General features: G+C 45.7%; 15 protein-coding genes. 4 read left to right on the top strand and 11 right to left on the bottom strand.

Going from position 1 to position 15,615, the window contains the following annotated elements; all coding sequences use genetic code 11:
- The 8 genes from IJJ71_RS03750 to IJJ71_RS03715 form a co-directional block, all read right to left on the bottom strand.
- Nucleotides 1-522 (bottom strand): GGGtGRT protein (locus IJJ71_RS03750; RefSeq protein ID WP_296845396.1); only part of this gene is annotated, 522 nt, incomplete at its 3' end.
- Between the two features lie 11 nt (nt 523-533).
- Entirely contained in the window at nt 534-1,235 is a 702-nt protein-coding gene (locus IJJ71_RS03745; RefSeq protein ID WP_184657885.1) for an iron-sulfur cluster assembly scaffold protein, read from the bottom strand.
- An 86-nt stretch (nt 1,236-1,321) separates the two neighbouring features.
- Nucleotides 1,322-2,674: an MATE family efflux transporter gene (locus IJJ71_RS03740; RefSeq protein WP_296845394.1), complete on the bottom strand. Its 1,353-nt coding sequence runs from the start codon at nt 2,672-2,674 to the stop codon at nt 1,322-1,324.
- Between the two features lie 2 nt (nt 2,675-2,676).
- A complete protein-coding gene (locus tag IJJ71_RS03735) occupies nt 2,677-3,258 on the bottom strand; it encodes a hypothetical protein (RefSeq protein ID WP_296845393.1) in 582 nt (193 codons plus the stop codon).
- 24 nt (nt 3,259-3,282) lie between these two features.
- Nucleotides 3,283-3,861: a hypothetical protein gene (locus IJJ71_RS03730; RefSeq protein WP_296845392.1), complete on the bottom strand. Its 579-nt coding sequence runs from the start codon at nt 3,859-3,861 to the stop codon at nt 3,283-3,285.
- 9 nt (nt 3,862-3,870) lie between these two features.
- Nucleotides 3,871-5,085 carry an LIC_12708 family protein gene (locus IJJ71_RS03725; RefSeq protein WP_296845390.1) on the bottom strand — a complete coding sequence of 405 codons (1,215 nt, stop codon included), beginning with the start codon at nt 5,083-5,085 and terminating at the stop codon, nt 3,871-3,873.
- Nucleotides 5,086-5,329: 244 nt separating this feature from the next.
- Nucleotides 5,330-5,983, bottom strand: coding sequence for a PTS sugar transporter subunit IIA (locus IJJ71_RS03720; protein WP_486389612.1), 654 nt, complete (start codon nt 5,981-5,983; stop codon nt 5,330-5,332).
- 131 nt (nt 5,984-6,114) lie between these two features.
- Nucleotides 6,115-6,537 (bottom strand): cytidine deaminase, encoded by a 423-nt coding sequence (locus IJJ71_RS03715; RefSeq protein WP_296845388.1) that lies wholly within the window; start codon nt 6,535-6,537, stop codon nt 6,115-6,117.
- 68 nt (nt 6,538-6,605) lie between these two features.
- Here IJJ71_RS03715 and IJJ71_RS03710 point away from each other — a divergent pair, with 68 nt between their 5' ends.
- From IJJ71_RS03710 to IJJ71_RS03695, 4 genes are all read left to right on the top strand, one after another.
- Entirely contained in the window at nt 6,606-7,694 is a 1,089-nt protein-coding gene (locus IJJ71_RS03710; RefSeq protein ID WP_296845387.1) for a PQQ-binding-like beta-propeller repeat protein, read from the top strand.
- Nucleotides 7,695-7,706: 12 nt separating this feature from the next.
- Nucleotides 7,707-8,579: a M23 family metallopeptidase gene (locus IJJ71_RS03705; RefSeq protein WP_296845386.1), complete on the top strand. Its 873-nt coding sequence runs from the start codon at nt 7,707-7,709 to the stop codon at nt 8,577-8,579.
- Nucleotides 8,580-8,694: 115 nt separating this feature from the next.
- Complete coding sequence (locus tag IJJ71_RS03700; RefSeq protein ID WP_296845385.1) at nt 8,695-10,491, top strand: glycoside hydrolase family 13 protein; 1,797 nt, start codon at nt 8,695-8,697, stop codon at nt 10,489-10,491.
- Between the two features lie 76 nt (nt 10,492-10,567).
- Nucleotides 10,568-11,551: an AraC family transcriptional regulator gene (locus IJJ71_RS03695; RefSeq protein WP_296845384.1), complete on the top strand. Its 984-nt coding sequence runs from the start codon at nt 10,568-10,570 to the stop codon at nt 11,549-11,551.
- Here IJJ71_RS03695 and IJJ71_RS03690 read toward each other — a convergent pair.
- From IJJ71_RS03690 to IJJ71_RS03680, 3 genes are read right to left on the bottom strand one after another with little or no spacing between them, the layout of a single operon-like run.
- The gene (locus IJJ71_RS03690) at nt 11,544-13,214 is read right to left on the bottom strand and encodes an alpha-amylase family glycosyl hydrolase (protein WP_296845383.1); all 1,671 of its coding nucleotides are present in this window, start codon (nt 13,212-13,214) and stop codon (nt 11,544-11,546) included. The genes IJJ71_RS03695 and IJJ71_RS03690 overlap by 8 nt on opposite strands.
- Nucleotides 13,214-14,065: a sugar ABC transporter permease gene (locus tag IJJ71_RS03685; protein ID WP_296845382.1), complete on the bottom strand. Its 852-nt coding sequence runs from the start codon at nt 14,063-14,065 to the stop codon at nt 13,214-13,216. Before IJJ71_RS03685 ends, IJJ71_RS03690 begins: the two co-directional genes overlap by 1 nt.
- Nucleotides 14,065-15,579, bottom strand: coding sequence for a carbohydrate ABC transporter permease (locus tag IJJ71_RS03680; RefSeq protein WP_296845381.1), 1,515 nt, complete (start codon nt 15,577-15,579; stop codon nt 14,065-14,067). The genes IJJ71_RS03685 and IJJ71_RS03680 overlap by 1 nt, the downstream gene beginning before the upstream one ends.
- Nucleotides 15,580-15,615 lie beyond the last annotated feature (36 nt).

Here is a 15,615-nt window from a genome sequence, read left to right as displayed (position 1 = left end):
TCGGCTGATGATCTGAGCTGCGTCTTTTCCGAGACCGTTAAGGATAACGCGGAGCTTGTTCTTGCGAACTTTGTTAGCGTTAGCAGCGATTTTGATTGCACCCTCAGCGGCTGCGAATGATTCGTGACCAGCCAAGAATGCGAAGCACTGTGTCTCCTCAGAAAGAAGACGCGCGCCCAAGTTTCCGTGTCCGAGACCTACTTTGCGGTCATCAGCTACAGAGCCTGGCAAACAGAAAGCCTGAAGGCCTTTACCGATGTTTGCGGCAGCTGTTGAACCTGTTTTGTCACCAGTTTTCTCAGCTTCTTTGATAGCGATTGCTGAACCGAGAACATAAGCCCATTTAGCGTCCTCGAAACAAATCTGCTGTGTTGACTGACAAATCTCATAAGGGTCGAAACCACGAGCTTTGCAGAGGTCACGGGCTTCGTTGAGACCAGCCTCGCCCTCTTTGAAACCATATTCTTTAAGAGCCTTATTCACCTGAGGAATGCGGCCTGCGAAATCTTCAAATAATGCCATATTTCTTCTCCTTATTCCTTTCTTGGGTCAATAAGTTTAACCATGCCCTGATCAGCTGTTACACGACCGTAGTGTGTGCGAGCCTTCTCGATAGCCTCTTTTGGCTCAACGCCAGCTTTGAGAGCGTCCATCAATTTACCGAAGTTGATACAGTTGTAACCGATAATCTGGTTGTCCTTGTCGATTGCACATGTCTCAACATAACCTTCTGTCATTTCGAGGTAGCGAGGACCAGTTTTGCGAGTAGCAAACATAGTTCCAACCTGTGAGCGGAGATTTTTTCCCAAATCTTCGAGAGAAGCACCAACTTTGAGACCGTCTTTTGAGTATGCAGACTGGCTTCGTCCGTAAACGATCTGGAGGAAAAGCTCGCGCATAGCTGTGTTGATAGCGTCACAAACGAGGTCAGTGTTAAGAGCCTCAAGCAAAGTTTTTCCAATCAAGATTTCTGAAGCCATAGCAGCTGAGTGAGTCATGCCTGAGCAGCCGATTGTCTCAACCAAAGCCTCTTCGATGATACCGTTCTTAACATTCAAAGAAAGTTTGCAAGCGCCCTGCTGTGGTGCGCACCAACCGATACCATGTGTAAATCCAGATACATCTTCGATTTTTTTAACCTGTACCCACTCGCCTTCCTCAGGGATTGGTGCAGGACCATGATATGCGCCCTTAGCCAAAGGACACATATGTTCCACTTCTGCAGTGTAAGTCATGTAATGCTCCTATAAAAAAGATTATTTAAAAAGAATAGCACAATTTCAGGGAGATAGCAATATTTAAATTTTATGACTTAAATTTCCTATCTTTCAATTTTTTTCATAATCCACACAAAGCTTGCCGTCAAAAATACGAATGTCACCACCCAGCTGAGCGGATATGAATAGAAAATGCTCTGGAATGTATGGAAACGCGGAATCTGGAAGAATGTGAAAAGATATACCATACGAAGCCCGCACGCCCCGACAAGAGTTACAATCATCGGCATGACTGAGTGCCCCACCCCGCGAATTGCGCTCGCCATGCAGTCCATCATGCCGCAGGTGCAGTAAGTCGCAAGAATCACGGAAAGCCTCAACATTCCGGCATCAACGACCAGAGGATTGTCTGAGTAAATTCCAAGCAAAGGTCTTCCGAAAAACAAGACTGTCATTCCAAGCACAAGGCCAACCGCGGTAACGACCAATTCTGCAATCACGATAAGCCGCTTGATTCTGTCGATTTTATTCGCGCCCATGTTCTGCCCCGCAAAAGTAAGCGTTCCCTGAGCAAAACTGTTCATCGATATGTAGACAAAGCCCTCTATGCTCTGAGCCGCGCTGTTCCCGGCAACCATAACCGCGCCAAAGGAATTCACGCCGGACTGAATCACCATGTTCGAGAAACTGAACAACATTCCCTGAAATCCGGCAGGCAGCCCGATTTTAATAATCCGAAGAATAATCTCACGGTCGCTATGGCCAAGGAGAAGTTTTCTGAAATCAAGACGGAATTCCTCATCCTCATGGCACAAAATCCACAATACGCAGGCGGCGGCAAAAACCTGACTCAAAACAGTGGCAAACGCAACTCCCGCAACATCCATATTGAAAAAAATCACGAAAATCAGGTTGAGGATTACATTGATTACACCAGCAACGAGAAGAATGTACAAAGGCCGCTTGGTATCTCCCTTCGCCCTGAGCAATGCCGCTCCGAAATTGTAGACCAGAGTAGCCGTGATTCCTCCGAAAAAGACCTTAAGATAAAGCGTTGAGAGAGGAAGAACATCTTCCGGCGATGCCATAAGAATCAGAATCTGCCTTGAAAACTTCAGTCCTATTCCAGTGAGCAGAAGCCCGCCAAACAGGCTCAAAACAATTGTCGTATGAACCGTGCGGTTAAGCTCAGCCTTTTTGCCAGCACCAAGAAAATTCGCCGCCACGACATTGCAGCCCACGCCAAGCCCGATGAAAAAATTGACCATAAGGTTGACCATGGAGCTTGTTGAGCCGACAGCCGCAAGGGAATTGTCACCCGCATACCGGCCGACGACAACAATGTCAGCAGCATTAAAGAGAAGCTGAAGGATTGAGCTGAGAATCAGAGGGACGGCGAATTTCACCAGTTTAGGGAAAATCGCCCCCTCAGTCATGTCAATTTGATTTTTGGACATTCTTACAAGAACAGAACTCTTGGGAAAATGAAATGCAGAACAGCCGCGATGATACAGAAAATTCCGAGATACTTACGGCCACCTTCATAGATATTCTGGACAGATTCTGGCAAAGTGATGGCAACATCGCTTCTGTCCTGATACCAGTCCAGCAAAAGAACTGCGCCAGCAGCAAGCCCTGCCAATGAAGGAATCAAGTCGCCGACGACCGGAACATCATACTGAATCGGAGAGAGGAATTTCATAAGGCCTGTGAGAGCCGAAAGGATTCCGACCACGAGCTGCAATGTCTTGTCACCGAGGAAAGGAACTGCAAGAGATTTCAATCCCGCTGCGGAAGAAGATTTTTTGTTTTTTGGAGAATCAGAATCACCTGCCCCGGAAGCATCTTCGTCAAGGTTCAAATCAAGGTCATCGTTCTCCGGATCAAAATCAGCGGAAGCCGAAGAAGCCCCTCCCTCAGCAAAAGGATCATCGGAATCAGAAAGCACGAGATTTGTCTCGCCCTCGCCTTTAACCGCATAAATAAAAATAAGACCTGCAACAAGGTTCAACAAGATTGACAAAAAATAAAACTGCAGCATAAAATCCTCACTCGCAAGGCACGGCTATCGCTTTTCGACCGGGCATTCAAGGCTCAGAAGAGCTTCGCCCATACCGCAAACCGCACCAATCCTTATTATATCATAATCGGAAAAAGTTGTCCGCAAGAATAGTTCATTTCCCTCGTATTTTCCAATCAGTTTTTCCTCTGCGACAGCCCCGCCGTCCTTATCGTAAGCCGTCACGGTCGCCCAGACAGGAACACCTTCCGTAAAATCAGACTTTACCTTTTTCCCGGCCTCATTGAACTTCACGCTCGCATAAACTGAATCATCGTAAGAAAAAGCCGACGCGGAGACATCAACTTTGTTCAGAGTACCGCTCTTTTTTTCCGGCCCGAAATATCGCACGAAAAGAATGATGCCGAAAGTAAAAACAATAGTGACAAAAAGCAGCCTGTTGGCCTTTGTCGCGACAAGTGATTTTAAAAGGCCGCCCTTGTACGGTTTGAACTCCCCGGAATAATAATCCCGCACGATTTTTGGAGCACGCTTGAGCCGTTCCGCCCGGCTGTAATGGAAAACAAGGTTCTCCTCCGGGTTCTGATTTTCATCGCGTGTTTCCTCAATCTTTGACAAATCCATAGAAAGCCTCTACTGATTGATGAACGAAGCCAAAAGCGAATCAGTGCGCCACCATACAGCCTGCGCGTTCTCGCTGCGCACGAAAAGCCCCGAAATGATTCCGTTTCCGCTCAAAGAAAGCGTGTAATAAAGATTCTTTGAGTGATCTACAGAAAGCGAGCGTTTGACAATCCTCTGTCCGTCAGGCTGAACCATCTGCACGATAAAGCCCTCCTCGTTCGGAACGATGAAGAAGAACCATCCGTTCTCCGTGACTCCCAAAAGGTCAAAAGGAAGGTTGTAAATCTCTTTGGTCAAATTTTCCGTAACAGAATATTCGTAAGGCGGAATTTCCAGAGGCTCGTCATAAAGCGCAGTCTCGACATTCAACGGACACAGAAGCGTTGTGTAATAGTCAATTCCAGACTGAACCTTGAGGGCTGAATCAAGCGAGGCCATGTAATAATCAACTTTGACATAAAGCTTATGCCCGGAATTATCAGGAACGATGTTGCCGATTGAAATGTATGCAGGCACTTCCGAAGAATCATCGCGCTGAACTTTCGGAACAGAATTCTGCGAAACAGGAATAGTATATAGAAGGAATCCGTTCGTATTGAACCAATAAACTATGAATCCGTCATTGCTCGTGCAGACTACGACAAGCTCATTCTCTCGCGTGGTATAAATATTCTTGACATAAGGGAAAGGCGTGCCCCCAGGCCCCTGCTGCCCCAGATAATCGATGAATTTTCCGGCCGAGTCAAAACGAAGCACGACCGATGACAAAAGCAGGCGGTTCGCATCATCATGCTCCTGCCGCTCCAAAGGAAGGGTGTCAACCGCGTAGATATATTTTCGAGAATCAACTGTGAGAGGCCCCAGCGTGTTGAACGGGTAAGACACCGCTTTTTTGATTGAATTCGTGGAATTTTTCTCGGCAAATGTGACATTCTTAAGGTACTCGTCGTTGTAATAAAGGCTGAGCAAGTCGCCGTAAGAATTAAGCTCAAGGATTTTTTTGGACTCTCCGTTCGCGATATAGAAGAAACCGTCGCGCATCGTCATGTAAGTGCGGATGCTGCCGGTCTTTGCGAGGTCAAAAAGATTAAGCTCATCCTCGAAATTTCCGTAACCGAGGGTAAAAAGGGCATTTTCGCCGACCAGATGAACCTGATTTGACTTGTTGCAGGCTAAGAACAAAAAAGAAAAGGCACATGAAAGAATCAAAATAATTTTTTTCATGCGCCTATTATACAAAATTTAAAGGGGGAAGTCTCCCCCTCGCTCCAACCGCTTTGCGTTTTCCGCTACCCTCTCTCCTGGGGTAGGGAGCCGGTCGCCGAAGGCGAAGAAACTCACGAGGTGAGTTTCTAGACGAGTCTCGGTGAAGGCTATGCCTGAACCGCGCCCCAAGCCCCTAAGAATTCTGCGAGTTTTGCATTTGCAAAACTCGATAGTGAGCGACAGCGAACGATCAACGCCCCGACTACTCGGTTGTGAGGATATTATATGCTTCCATCGGATCCTTGCAAGCAAGGAGAGCCTCGCGGACTTCCTTGCCCTTGAGCTTAGAGCTGAAGAAGCTGAGTGTCTGCAAGTAGTATGAGTGCTGGTTGTAAGCAGCCGCAATCATGATGAGGATGCGGACAGGAGAATCATCGATTGTCTGGAAGTCGAGCAAATCGTGCTTGCAGATACCAACGCTCATTACCAAATCGGTGACAGAAGAAAGGCGTACATGAGGAATTGCGATTCCGCGGCCAATAGCCGTAGACATAAGTTCCTCGCGCTTGAGGATTTCGTCAACAAGCTCCTTCTCGTTCTTAATCTGAGGCGCAGTCGCAAGGTTCTGAGCAAGAGCAACGATTGCGTCATGCTTAGTAGAATGCTCGATGAACACGATGCGGTCAGGAGAGAGAATGTTTTTTACAGCGACGATGTGGCTCGGCTCGGCCGGTTTCTGAGAAGAGGAAAGCCTCTCGTTCACCCATTTCTCGATTTCTGATTTTTTAAAGCGCCATACCGTGCCGATTTTGCCGGCCGGGATTTCACCTTTCTGCGCCCAATCATAAACTGTTCTTTCCGAAACTCGGAGATATTTTGCAACTTCTTCGATTGTAAGAATATCGTCTCCCACGATGTACTCCTTGATTTTTACTTTTAATTGAAATTATGCACATATTTTGCAAACTTTGCGGTATTTTGTCAAGCATTATAATTCCGATGTAAAAATCAAGAAATACAAGGCTTTTTTTGGAATATAACGACATTTTAATCAGCAAGTTCATGCAGACTGTCGAAAGGATAAAGCTCGCCCAAAGTCGAATGAACAAGATTGTCAGCGTTCGGCCCAAAAAGAACAGGAACGCTGCCCTCTCCAAATTCAGAAAGAACCTGCCGGCATGCACCGCAAGGGCCTACAGGATAATCAGATTTTGGCGTTGCGATTGCCACCGCAAGGATTCTTCTCGCGCCCTCGCTCACGGCATTGAACATAGCAGTCCTTTCAGCGCAGTTCGTAAGCCCGAAAGAACGGTTCTCAATATTGCAGCCTGTGAAAATTCTTCCGTCACCAGTCAGGATTGCGGCTCCGACCGGGAATTTTGAGTACGGAGAATAAGAGAGTTTTGAGGCCTGCACCGCCAAGTCAAAAAGCTCAAGTAATTTTTCTTCTGTAATGACAATATTTTCCATAATAATCAGCCTCCTCGTTTTTGGAAAAGTCTTTAACAACAAGTCAATATTCTCTATAATAACATAGTATGAACAAAAATGTAAAAATAATTGCGCCAATATTCATTTTTTTGGTGATTTTATATGCCATAATTGCATCCAGGCCTCTCTCGCAGGAAATTCAGTTTATTCCAGTATGGACAATTGATTTGGAATCCTACACAAAAAGTGAGAACGAAGCCCCGCTTCCCGAAGATTTCAACGAGGCGGTTTCATTCAAGCTCGGCCAGACACTCGGATATTTCACAAAAGACGGCAAAATCCTCAGCTACATCACTTTTCCATACAAGGCTACAATCTCGGACGACTTCTATGCCCTTTACGGAACTTCATCAGAAGAGATTCAGATTCAGTCTCCTTCTGGAACAGAAATCGGTAAGATTCAAGTAACAGGTTTCCCTTATTTCTCAAAAGACCGCAAATTCATCTTCCTTCCTGGCGGCTCATCTTTCTCAAAGCTCAACGAAGACGGCTCGGTTGCATGGACTTACGAGGGATTCACTCCGCTCACGGCATTCTCATCTTCAAAAACAGGTATCGTAGCGGGATTTTCAGACGGGAAAGTCATCGGATTTGACAACGACGGCAACATCACGCAGGAATACAATCCGGGCGGCAGCAACTACGAGGTCATCCTTGGCGCGGACATTTCCGACAGCTCAAAATACATCGCAACCCTCTCAGGTCAGGGCGGTCAGCGTTTCGTAATCTCCAAAAAGACGGACGCAAGCTACGGGGCGCACACTTCAATCGTATTCTACAAATCAATGGCAAATGAACTCAACCGTCAGGTTCTCATAAAGTTCAGCCGTGACGAAAAAAAGGTCTTCTACAACAGTGCGAACGGAATCGGCATCGTAAACTGCAGGAATTTCAGGAACACAGAGCTTCCGATTAAGGGCAAAATCCTTTCAATTCTCGAATCAGAAAGCGGCAACGAAATTTTCGTCCTCAGCAAAGAAGGCAAAACTTACACAGTCTCGACAATCGAATCTTTCGACGCATTCTCAGGCTCCTTCTCATTCGAGGCAGAAAGTGCCTGCATCGCCGTCAAGGACAACTCGCTCTTCGTCGGCCGTGACGGAAAAATCTCACGAATTGACATAATTCACAAATAAAAGGGAATAAAAATGAAAAAACTGATTTTTGGCATTTGCGCTTCACTCATAATTCCGGCTCTTTGCGTTCCCGCACTTTTTGCATTTGACTGGCCGCAGAACGAAATTCTTTCCGACTCATTTTTCTCATATTTCGGTCAGCTCAGGGGCGGCACAATCGGAACTTCCCTTGTATTTTCAGAAAGCCGTGAAGTAAAGGCCGCTGACGACGGAAAAGTCCTTGCAATAATCTCAGAGCATGACGAGGACGAGCTTTTTGAAAGCACTTTGGGCAATGCGGCAATTCTCGCGCACAAAGATGACCTCATCACAGTCTACGCAAACCTTGACTCACAGGATTTGGATTCACTTTACAAAATGAGCGATGTCAAATCAGGCACAGTTTTCGGCGGAATCGGCAGCTCAGGCTGGCAGCAGGGCGAAGGCTGCCTTGAATTTCAGGTTCTCGACACCAAAAACCGCACTTACATCAATCCACGAATTCTCATGCCACGAATCGGCAAGGAACTCCAGCTCACAATAAAGGATGTAAAGGCAATCAGCAAAAAAGGCGTGAGCTACGACCTCGGAACGGTAAAGACAATGCCTTCAGGAGTCTACCAGCTTTACCGCGAGCGGCAGGAAATCGCAATGCCTTACAAAACTACGGTCTATATCAACGGTGCCGTCGCGGAGGCACTTTCTTACGACACGCTCTCCGAGAAAAACGGAAAAATCAGCGTCACAGGCAAAAAGAACTACGATGTCAAAGTCATGTACCCGGACAAAGAAAGTCAGTTCTTGGGCGAGGTAACAATCACCAAGGGCAAGAATTCAATCATGGTTGTCGCTTCGGACATTTTGGGGAAAGAAAAACAAATTTTATACACAATTGAAGCCAGATAAGTCAAAAAAAAAGATACTTTTGTCATATAAAATAGTGGCTTTAATCATAACGCATTTTAAAATAATGCCTTATAATTATCAACGAAAACGATATAGAGTAAACTAGGGGAAAACCATGATAGACATCTCGGCTATTAAACATAATTCTTATGACAAATACTGCTATCCTTTGGACAAGGACAATTTACAAATAAGCATTGAGACAGGAACGGAAGTTACGGCTGTATTTCTCATCTGGGGCGATCCTTTCCAGAGCATTCAAAAACAGGGGCGATGGACATGGAAAAGCGAGCGCGTACCTGTAAAATCCTGCAGAAGGCTGCCAGACGGTCTTTTCTGGACAACAACGGTCCGCCCGGAATTCAAACGATGCAAATACTATTTTGAGCTTCACTCAAGCGAAGAAGTCAAGCTTTATTTCGAGGACGGATTTTATTCAGAAGCGCAAATAGAAGCTCAGAACGAGGCCAGCCCATTCATGTTCCCATGGATGAACGAAGCCGACATCGTAAAACCACCGAAATGGGCCGAAGAAACTGTCTGGTATCAGATTTTCCCGGCTCGATTTTGCCGTGGCAGCGATTCACCTCCAATTCCAGACCTGCTTCCCTGGGCAGACTCCGAGCATGTCGTTAAAAATGACGAAAAATACGGCGGAAACCTCTCAGGCATCATCGAAAGGATTCCGTATCTCGATGATTTGGGCATAAACGGCTTGTACCTCAATCCAATCAATCTTTCTGACTCACAGCACAAATACGACACCACGGATTATCTCAAGATTGACCCGGAATTCGGCGATGAGGAAACACTTATCAAGCTCGTAAAAGAAGCCCACGCACACAAAATGCATGTCATGCTCGACGGAGTTTTCAATCACTCAGGCTGGAATTTCTTCGCATGGCAGGATGTCGTAAAAAACAGGGAAAACTCAAAATACAAAGACTGGTACTTCATCAATGACTTTGGCTTCAAGGATGTTCCGAACGACAACGCCGCTAACGGCTATTTCTACGCATTCGCATTCTCGGACTTCATGCCTAAACTCAACACGAACAATCCTGAAGTACGCGATTACATCTGCTCGGTATGCGAGACTTGGGTAAAAAAATATGACATCGATGCAATCCGCCTTGATGTCGCAAACGAACTTTCCCATGAATTATGCCGCGAGCTAAGGGCAAGGCTGCTTGCAATAAAACCGGACTTTTTCATCGTCGGAGAAATCTGGAACAACTCACAGCCATGGCTCCGTGGCCCGGAATTTGATTCGGTAATCAATTATCCGCTGAGAACGGCAATCTATCACTTTGCGGCTCATCAGGAAAAGGATGTACGATTCCTTGAAGAAGTCCTAAACAAATGCCTCACACAGTACACAAGACAAACGGAGCGGGTTCTCATCAACCAGATGGACAGCCATGACACAATCCGCCTTATCTCACGCACAAGCGGCAACACGGACGGAACTCTGCTTCAGTTCGCGCTCATTCTTGCTCTTCCAGGAGCGGCCTGCATGTATTACGGCACGGAAATTCTTCTTCCAGGCGGAGAAGACCCGGACTGCCGAAGATGCATGCCATGGAAGGAAATCAAGAAGGGCAAGTTCGACGACGCTTTCCTCTTCATGCGGAAACTCGTCCACCTCAGAAGGGAGCACGCATCTTTGCGAAGCGATGAATTCTCATTCAAATATGCCCCGAATGATCTTCTTGGAAAGCACAGGGTCGTAATAATCGAAAAGAATGACAGCGAGAGTGGCGAAAAAATTCTCTGCTTCTTCAATTTCGGAAGAACGACTTTCGCTCTCAAAGGCGAATTTGACGCAGAGAACAAGACAGTCCTTCTGTCACGACATTTTGAGGACAACAGAAATCTCCTTCCAGGCGGTTACTTGATGCTCAAAAAGTAAAAATAAAATTAAAAAAATCAGAATTATTCAAAAGAATTTTTTTGACTTAAAAAAAATAGAATGATATATTTAAAATATGACAAATACACCCGTTGTAACAAAGAACCAGGCTTATAAAGAGAGTTTTCAGCGGGGAACTATTGTGTTTCCCGTGCAGTACAGCATGTGCAACACAACTGATGCTCACTATGATCTGCCTCTTCATTGGCATAATGAGTTTGAGATTATCCATATCATCACAGGCAACTATAATATTTTTGTTGAAGACAAGGAAATAAAGCTCAACAAAAATGATATTTGCATAATTCCGAAGGATGTCGTTCATGGTGACGCTCAGGACAAGGGCATGGCTCTCTATGAGTCAATTGTTTTTGACATCGATATGCTTCGTCTCCATAGCTATAGTCCAGATACTTTTTTCACGGACATTCTCAACGGAAATATTATTCTTGATAATCACATCAGTTCAAAGCATCCGGCTATTCTCGATGCACTCAGCAAGGCTCTTGAGGTTCTTAAGACAAAAAGCGAAGCTTACGACCTCATTGCCACGGGCTGGCTCATGATTTTCTTCGGTCTGCTCAAAAAAGAACACCTTTACCGCAAAAAGAATCTTCTTCTCCAAAAAAACAAAGTCGTACGCACAGATCAGATAAGCAGCGTCCTCAATATGATTCGCAAGGATTACGCAAAGGAAATCACATTGCAGCAGATGGCCGACTCAGTTTCGCTGTCACCAAAGTATTTCTGCCGTCTCTTTAAGGAAAACACAGACCACACGCCTATCGAATACCTCAACTGGTTCCGCGTAAACAGGGCATGTACCCTTCTCCGCGAGACAGACGAAAAGCTTCTGGACATAGCAATGCAGTGCGGCTTCAATGATTTCAGTTATTTTACGAAAATTTTCCGACGATATAAAGGATTGCCGCCATCAAAATACAGGCAATTTGACCCTGCAAAGGCAAAGGAAATAATTATTGACCCGGATTATATTTGGGAAAAGAATCATCCAGAAGAGGCCGAAGCCTCCCCTGAATATGAGGAAGAATTTATTTAAGATCTGAAACGACAACTGTTGACCGGGCAGGGAGCTTGATTTTTGTGATGGCTCCGTCTGCTCCGTCAATTGAAGTCTCAATTCCGTTTGAGCAGAACGCCATCTTGAAATTCCTGTAATCAGCAGGAACTTCAATTTCTACAGGCGATGCAGAAACATTAATCATTACGAAAGCAGTCTCCTCATCGCTCTTCATCTGCCATGATGAAACAGAATCGTTTCCAGTGCTTACAGCCTTGAATCGTCCGGCATACAAAGCCGGGTGAGATGTCCTGAGACGAATCAGGCGTTTGTAATACTGAAGGAGAGAATCAGGATCTTTTTCCTGCTCAGCAACAGAAACTGTCTTCATGTTGTAGCGAGACTCAGACCAGGTTGTCTGAAGCTTATCCTTAGTCTTACCATTTGAGCTGACAATATTCCAGAGCATTGGAGTGCGCTTTGATGGATCATCTGTTCCGCTTCTCATGGCAATTTCCTCGCCGTAATACATGAACGGAACTCCTTCCGTGAGCATATAAAGGCTTGCCGCAACCTTGCACATATCATAGTCCCCGCGAAGAATACCTGCAGCGCGAGGCTCGTCATGATTTGAAAGGAAAGGAGCATCAATATAATCAGGATTTGACTCAGCAAGCTTTTCATATTCAGCCTGCATTCCATTTGCGAAGGAATTGTTGCCGTCATCACCGGACTTTACCATATCAAGGATTCTGTTTCCCATGTCAAAATGAAAGTCAGAACCGAGACCTGCAATATAACGCGCACGAATGGAATTGTTTTCCCAGACCTCGCCGACATTGTAGCAGTCAGGTTTTACGCTTTTGTTGTAGTCAGTAAGTTCCTTCCACCATGCGACACCCTGCTTGACAGAATCAGTTCCGGCCGGAGTCTTTGCGCTGTTGTATACATGGCAGGCAGCATCATAACGGAAGCCGGAAACGCCTTTGTCGAACCAGAATTTCATGATTTTTTTGAATTCAGCACGAACTTCCGGGCTGTCAAGGTTAAAGTCAGGCATGTCAGGCACGAAAAGGCCTGAATAATAGTTTCCTGTGTATTTTTTGTCCTCATTCCAGACTTTATGACCCCACATCTGCTGGTTGATGTTGTATCGTTTGTCATCAGCCTTAATCCAGCGGTACCATGTATGATGAGGATCTGACGGATCTCTTCCTGCCTGGAACCACTCGGTATATCTTGAAGAATGGTTGCAAGTCATATCGATGATGACAGATATTCCGCGCTTGTCACATTCCTTCAAAAGTCGCTCAAAATCTTCCATTGTACCGTAGTCAGGATTGACGGCATAATAATCATCGACATCATAACCGTGATATGACTGGCTTGGGAAAATCGGCAGGAGCCAGATTCCGGTGATTCCCAAATCGGTTGTCGTATTGTCATCACCATCGTTGAGGTAATCAAGTTTCTGAATGATTCCGTTGAAATCACCAATTCCGTCTCCATTGCTGTCTGCGAAAGAACGGACGAAAAGGCTGTAATAAACGCCCTGTTTTGCTCCCTTTGCCGTCCTGACAACAGGAGCAAGATCGCGAGAGGCATCTGCGACCTTGGCAGTGCTTCCACAACTTAAGAATCCGAGGGAAGCCAGAGAAACAAGGCCGAATGTCGCGTTTCTTAAAAATCTGATTTTCTTCATTACTCTTTTCCTCCAGTGCCTGCGAGAGACATGAGGAGTGATTTCTGTCCCATTACGAAGAAAATTACGAAAGGAATTGCGACCAGAATTGCACCCGCAGCGAACATTGTGAAGTTGTCGTTTGAACGGCCGTTGATAAGCTCGTACAAGCCGACAGCGAGAGTCTTTTTGTCGTCACTTCGCAATACCAGTTTAGGGAAGATGAAGTCCATCCACGGACCGGTGAAGCTTGTGAGGGCAAGGAATACAATCTGAGGGCGGGCGGTAGGAATTACGACCTTGACGAATGCCTTGAAAGGCGTAGCTCCGTCAATGTATGCCGCCTCAGCGATATCTTTTGAAACTGTATCGAAATAGCCCTTCATGAGCCATGCGTTGTATGGAATGCTTCCTGTCGCATAGACAAGAACCAGGCCCCAGAGAGTGTTGAGGGCATTGATTTTCCACAAAAGGACATAGACCGCAACCATTCCGATAAAGCCCGGGAACATTTGGAGAACGAGCATGGAGGCCATGACGGTCTTCTTGAACGGAAACCAGAAGCGTGAGAAGATGTAACCCGTGAAACTGCATACGAAAACCGTGATTACAGTGTTCATGCAGGCAATTTTAAGAGTATTGAAGAACCAGTGGCCGTAATTTGTCTCCGTAAACAGCCTTCGGAACTGCATGAGTGAGAAAGGCTTTGAAAAAGGCACGGTTCCTACAGCCGAAAGGGAGTTCTCTGAGATGAAAGCCGCACTGACAGTAAAGGCGACAGGATAAAGAATCAGGATAGCCTGAAGAATCAAAATGACTTTCAAAATCGTGAGCGATACGCCGCTCCCGCTGAATCTGAATCTGCTGTTCATTATATCTCTCCTTCTTTGAATGATTTGGTTCGCATAAAGTTATACAATCCGAACGGAACAAGAACGACAAATACGAGGATTGACAGAACTGAAGCGAGGTTGTACTGGTTTGAGTTCATGGTGAGTTTGTAAATCCATGTAATCAAGTTGTCCGTACTTCCTGCCTGAGTCGCAATGCTGAGGTTGAGCGCATCTGCACCGCCTCCAATCTTGAGTGAAGGGCCGCCGCCTGTAAGGAAGAAGATTGCACCGAAACTGTTGATGTTTCCCGCAAACTGCATGATGAGGTTCGGCTTGAGCTGATACATTACCATCGGGAGAGTGATTGAGCGGAACTGCTGCCATCGGCTTGCACCGTCAATTCCCGCGGCCTCATAAAGTGAGTTTGAAATCGCCGTCATAGATGATGTGACGAGAACCATTGAATACGGGAAGCCAATCCAGATATTTACAAGGATAAGGGTGACTTTAGCCATGTTAGGATCAGAAAGCCATGGAACGGCCTTCATTCCGATTGAATGGAGCATTACATTTATCGGGCCCATAGTGCCGTTCAAGAGGTTCGCCCAGACAAAGAGCGAAAGCATCTGAGGAATGGCATAAGGCAGGATGAAAATCGTGCGGTAAATCTGAGGGAGCTTGATTCGTTTGTCCAAAAGGACTACGGAGAAGAAGAATCCGACAAAGAAACATGTGAAAGTAGCAAAAACAGCCCATGTGAGCGTCCATGTTGCTACATGACCAAAAGCCTTGAGCCATTCGCCGTTGCCTGTCTGAGAAGAAGAAGAGAACATTGTCTTGAAGTTCTCAAATCCTACCCAGTCAACGAGATTGTTAGGCGGAATATGGTCAGGAGAAGAATAGTTAGTGAAAGCGACGAGAGCCGAGAACAAGAGAGGCATGACAGTGAAGAACAGCATCATAATTACGGCAGGAGCAACACCCATAATAGGGAATGAATTCTGAGACATGTCATTTCTTGTCTGCTGTCTTGTAGGGAATCTGTTTTTTGCGACAATCTTTTCACCGTCACGGCGCGCAGAGAAAATCGTCGAAACATACATAAAGATGAAAATCGCAAGGAGAATAACAACGATAAGACCGTTAATCATCATGAAGATTGAGTGGTCGCGCTCAGCAACAGGCAGCTCAGGATGAGGATCACCGAGAGTCACGAGGCCAGTAAGACCAGCGATTATCGTATTATTGCAAAAAACAAGATTTACAAAATCCAAGAAGAAGAAAAGCATACCGTTCAATGCTTTTAGAAGGAAATTGCTACCTTCATAATAAATCGAATCGAAAAATTCGCCCGGTATGTAGACATCAAAAATTCCGAGAATAATATCAATGAGGACATAAGCCTCAAACAACATCAGAAGTGTACCGCGAAAACGCTGTTTGAGGACGGCAAACTGCCCCAAGCCCATGTAACAACAGGAAGCTCGCATAGCCTTCTGTGGCAGCCGGGGGTCAATTTTCTGATTCTCATTAACTGTATCTGTAGTGCTCATGTTTCACTCCCTGCACAATTTTAAATAAAACCTGAG

It is taken from the genome of Treponema sp., from assembly GCF_017430385.1.
Classification (GTDB): domain Bacteria; phylum Spirochaetota; class Spirochaetia; order Treponematales; family Treponemataceae; genus Treponema_D.
Note: the sequence above shows the minus strand (reverse complement) of the source record. Positions and strands in the feature narration are given on the sequence as shown.

Coding starts and splice junctions, on each gene's coding strand:
- IJJ71_RS03745 (WP_184657885.1), bottom strand. CDS start 1,235: ATGACTTACACTGCAGAAGTGGAACATATGTGTCCTTTGGCTAAGGGC.
- IJJ71_RS03740 (WP_296845394.1), bottom strand. CDS start 2,674: ATGTCCAAAAATCAAATTGACATGACTGAGGGGGCGATTTTCCCTAAA.
- IJJ71_RS03735 (WP_296845393.1), bottom strand. CDS start 3,258: ATGCTGCAGTTTTATTTTTTGTCAATCTTGTTGAACCTTGTTGCAGGT.
- IJJ71_RS03730 (WP_296845392.1), bottom strand. CDS start 3,861: ATGGATTTGTCAAAGATTGAGGAAACACGCGATGAAAATCAGAACCCG.
- IJJ71_RS03725 (WP_296845390.1), bottom strand. CDS start 5,085: ATGAAAAAAATTATTTTGATTCTTTCATGTGCCTTTTCTTTTTTGTTC.
- IJJ71_RS03715 (WP_296845388.1), bottom strand. CDS start 6,537: ATGGAAAATATTGTCATTACAGAAGAAAAATTACTTGAGCTTTTTGAC.
- IJJ71_RS03710 (WP_296845387.1), top strand. CDS start 6,606: ATGAACAAAAATGTAAAAATAATTGCGCCAATATTCATTTTTTTGGTG.
- IJJ71_RS03705 (WP_296845386.1), top strand. CDS start 7,707: ATGAAAAAACTGATTTTTGGCATTTGCGCTTCACTCATAATTCCGGCT.
- IJJ71_RS03700 (WP_296845385.1), top strand. CDS start 8,695: ATGATAGACATCTCGGCTATTAAACATAATTCTTATGACAAATACTGC.
- IJJ71_RS03695 (WP_296845384.1), top strand. CDS start 10,568: ATGACAAATACACCCGTTGTAACAAAGAACCAGGCTTATAAAGAGAGT.
- IJJ71_RS03690 (WP_296845383.1), bottom strand. CDS start 13,214: ATGAAGAAAATCAGATTTTTAAGAAACGCGACATTCGGCCTTGTTTCT.
- IJJ71_RS03685 (WP_296845382.1), bottom strand. CDS start 14,065: ATGAACAGCAGATTCAGATTCAGCGGGAGCGGCGTATCGCTCACGATT.
- IJJ71_RS03680 (WP_296845381.1), bottom strand. CDS start 15,579: ATGAGCACTACAGATACAGTTAATGAGAATCAGAAAATTGACCCCCGG.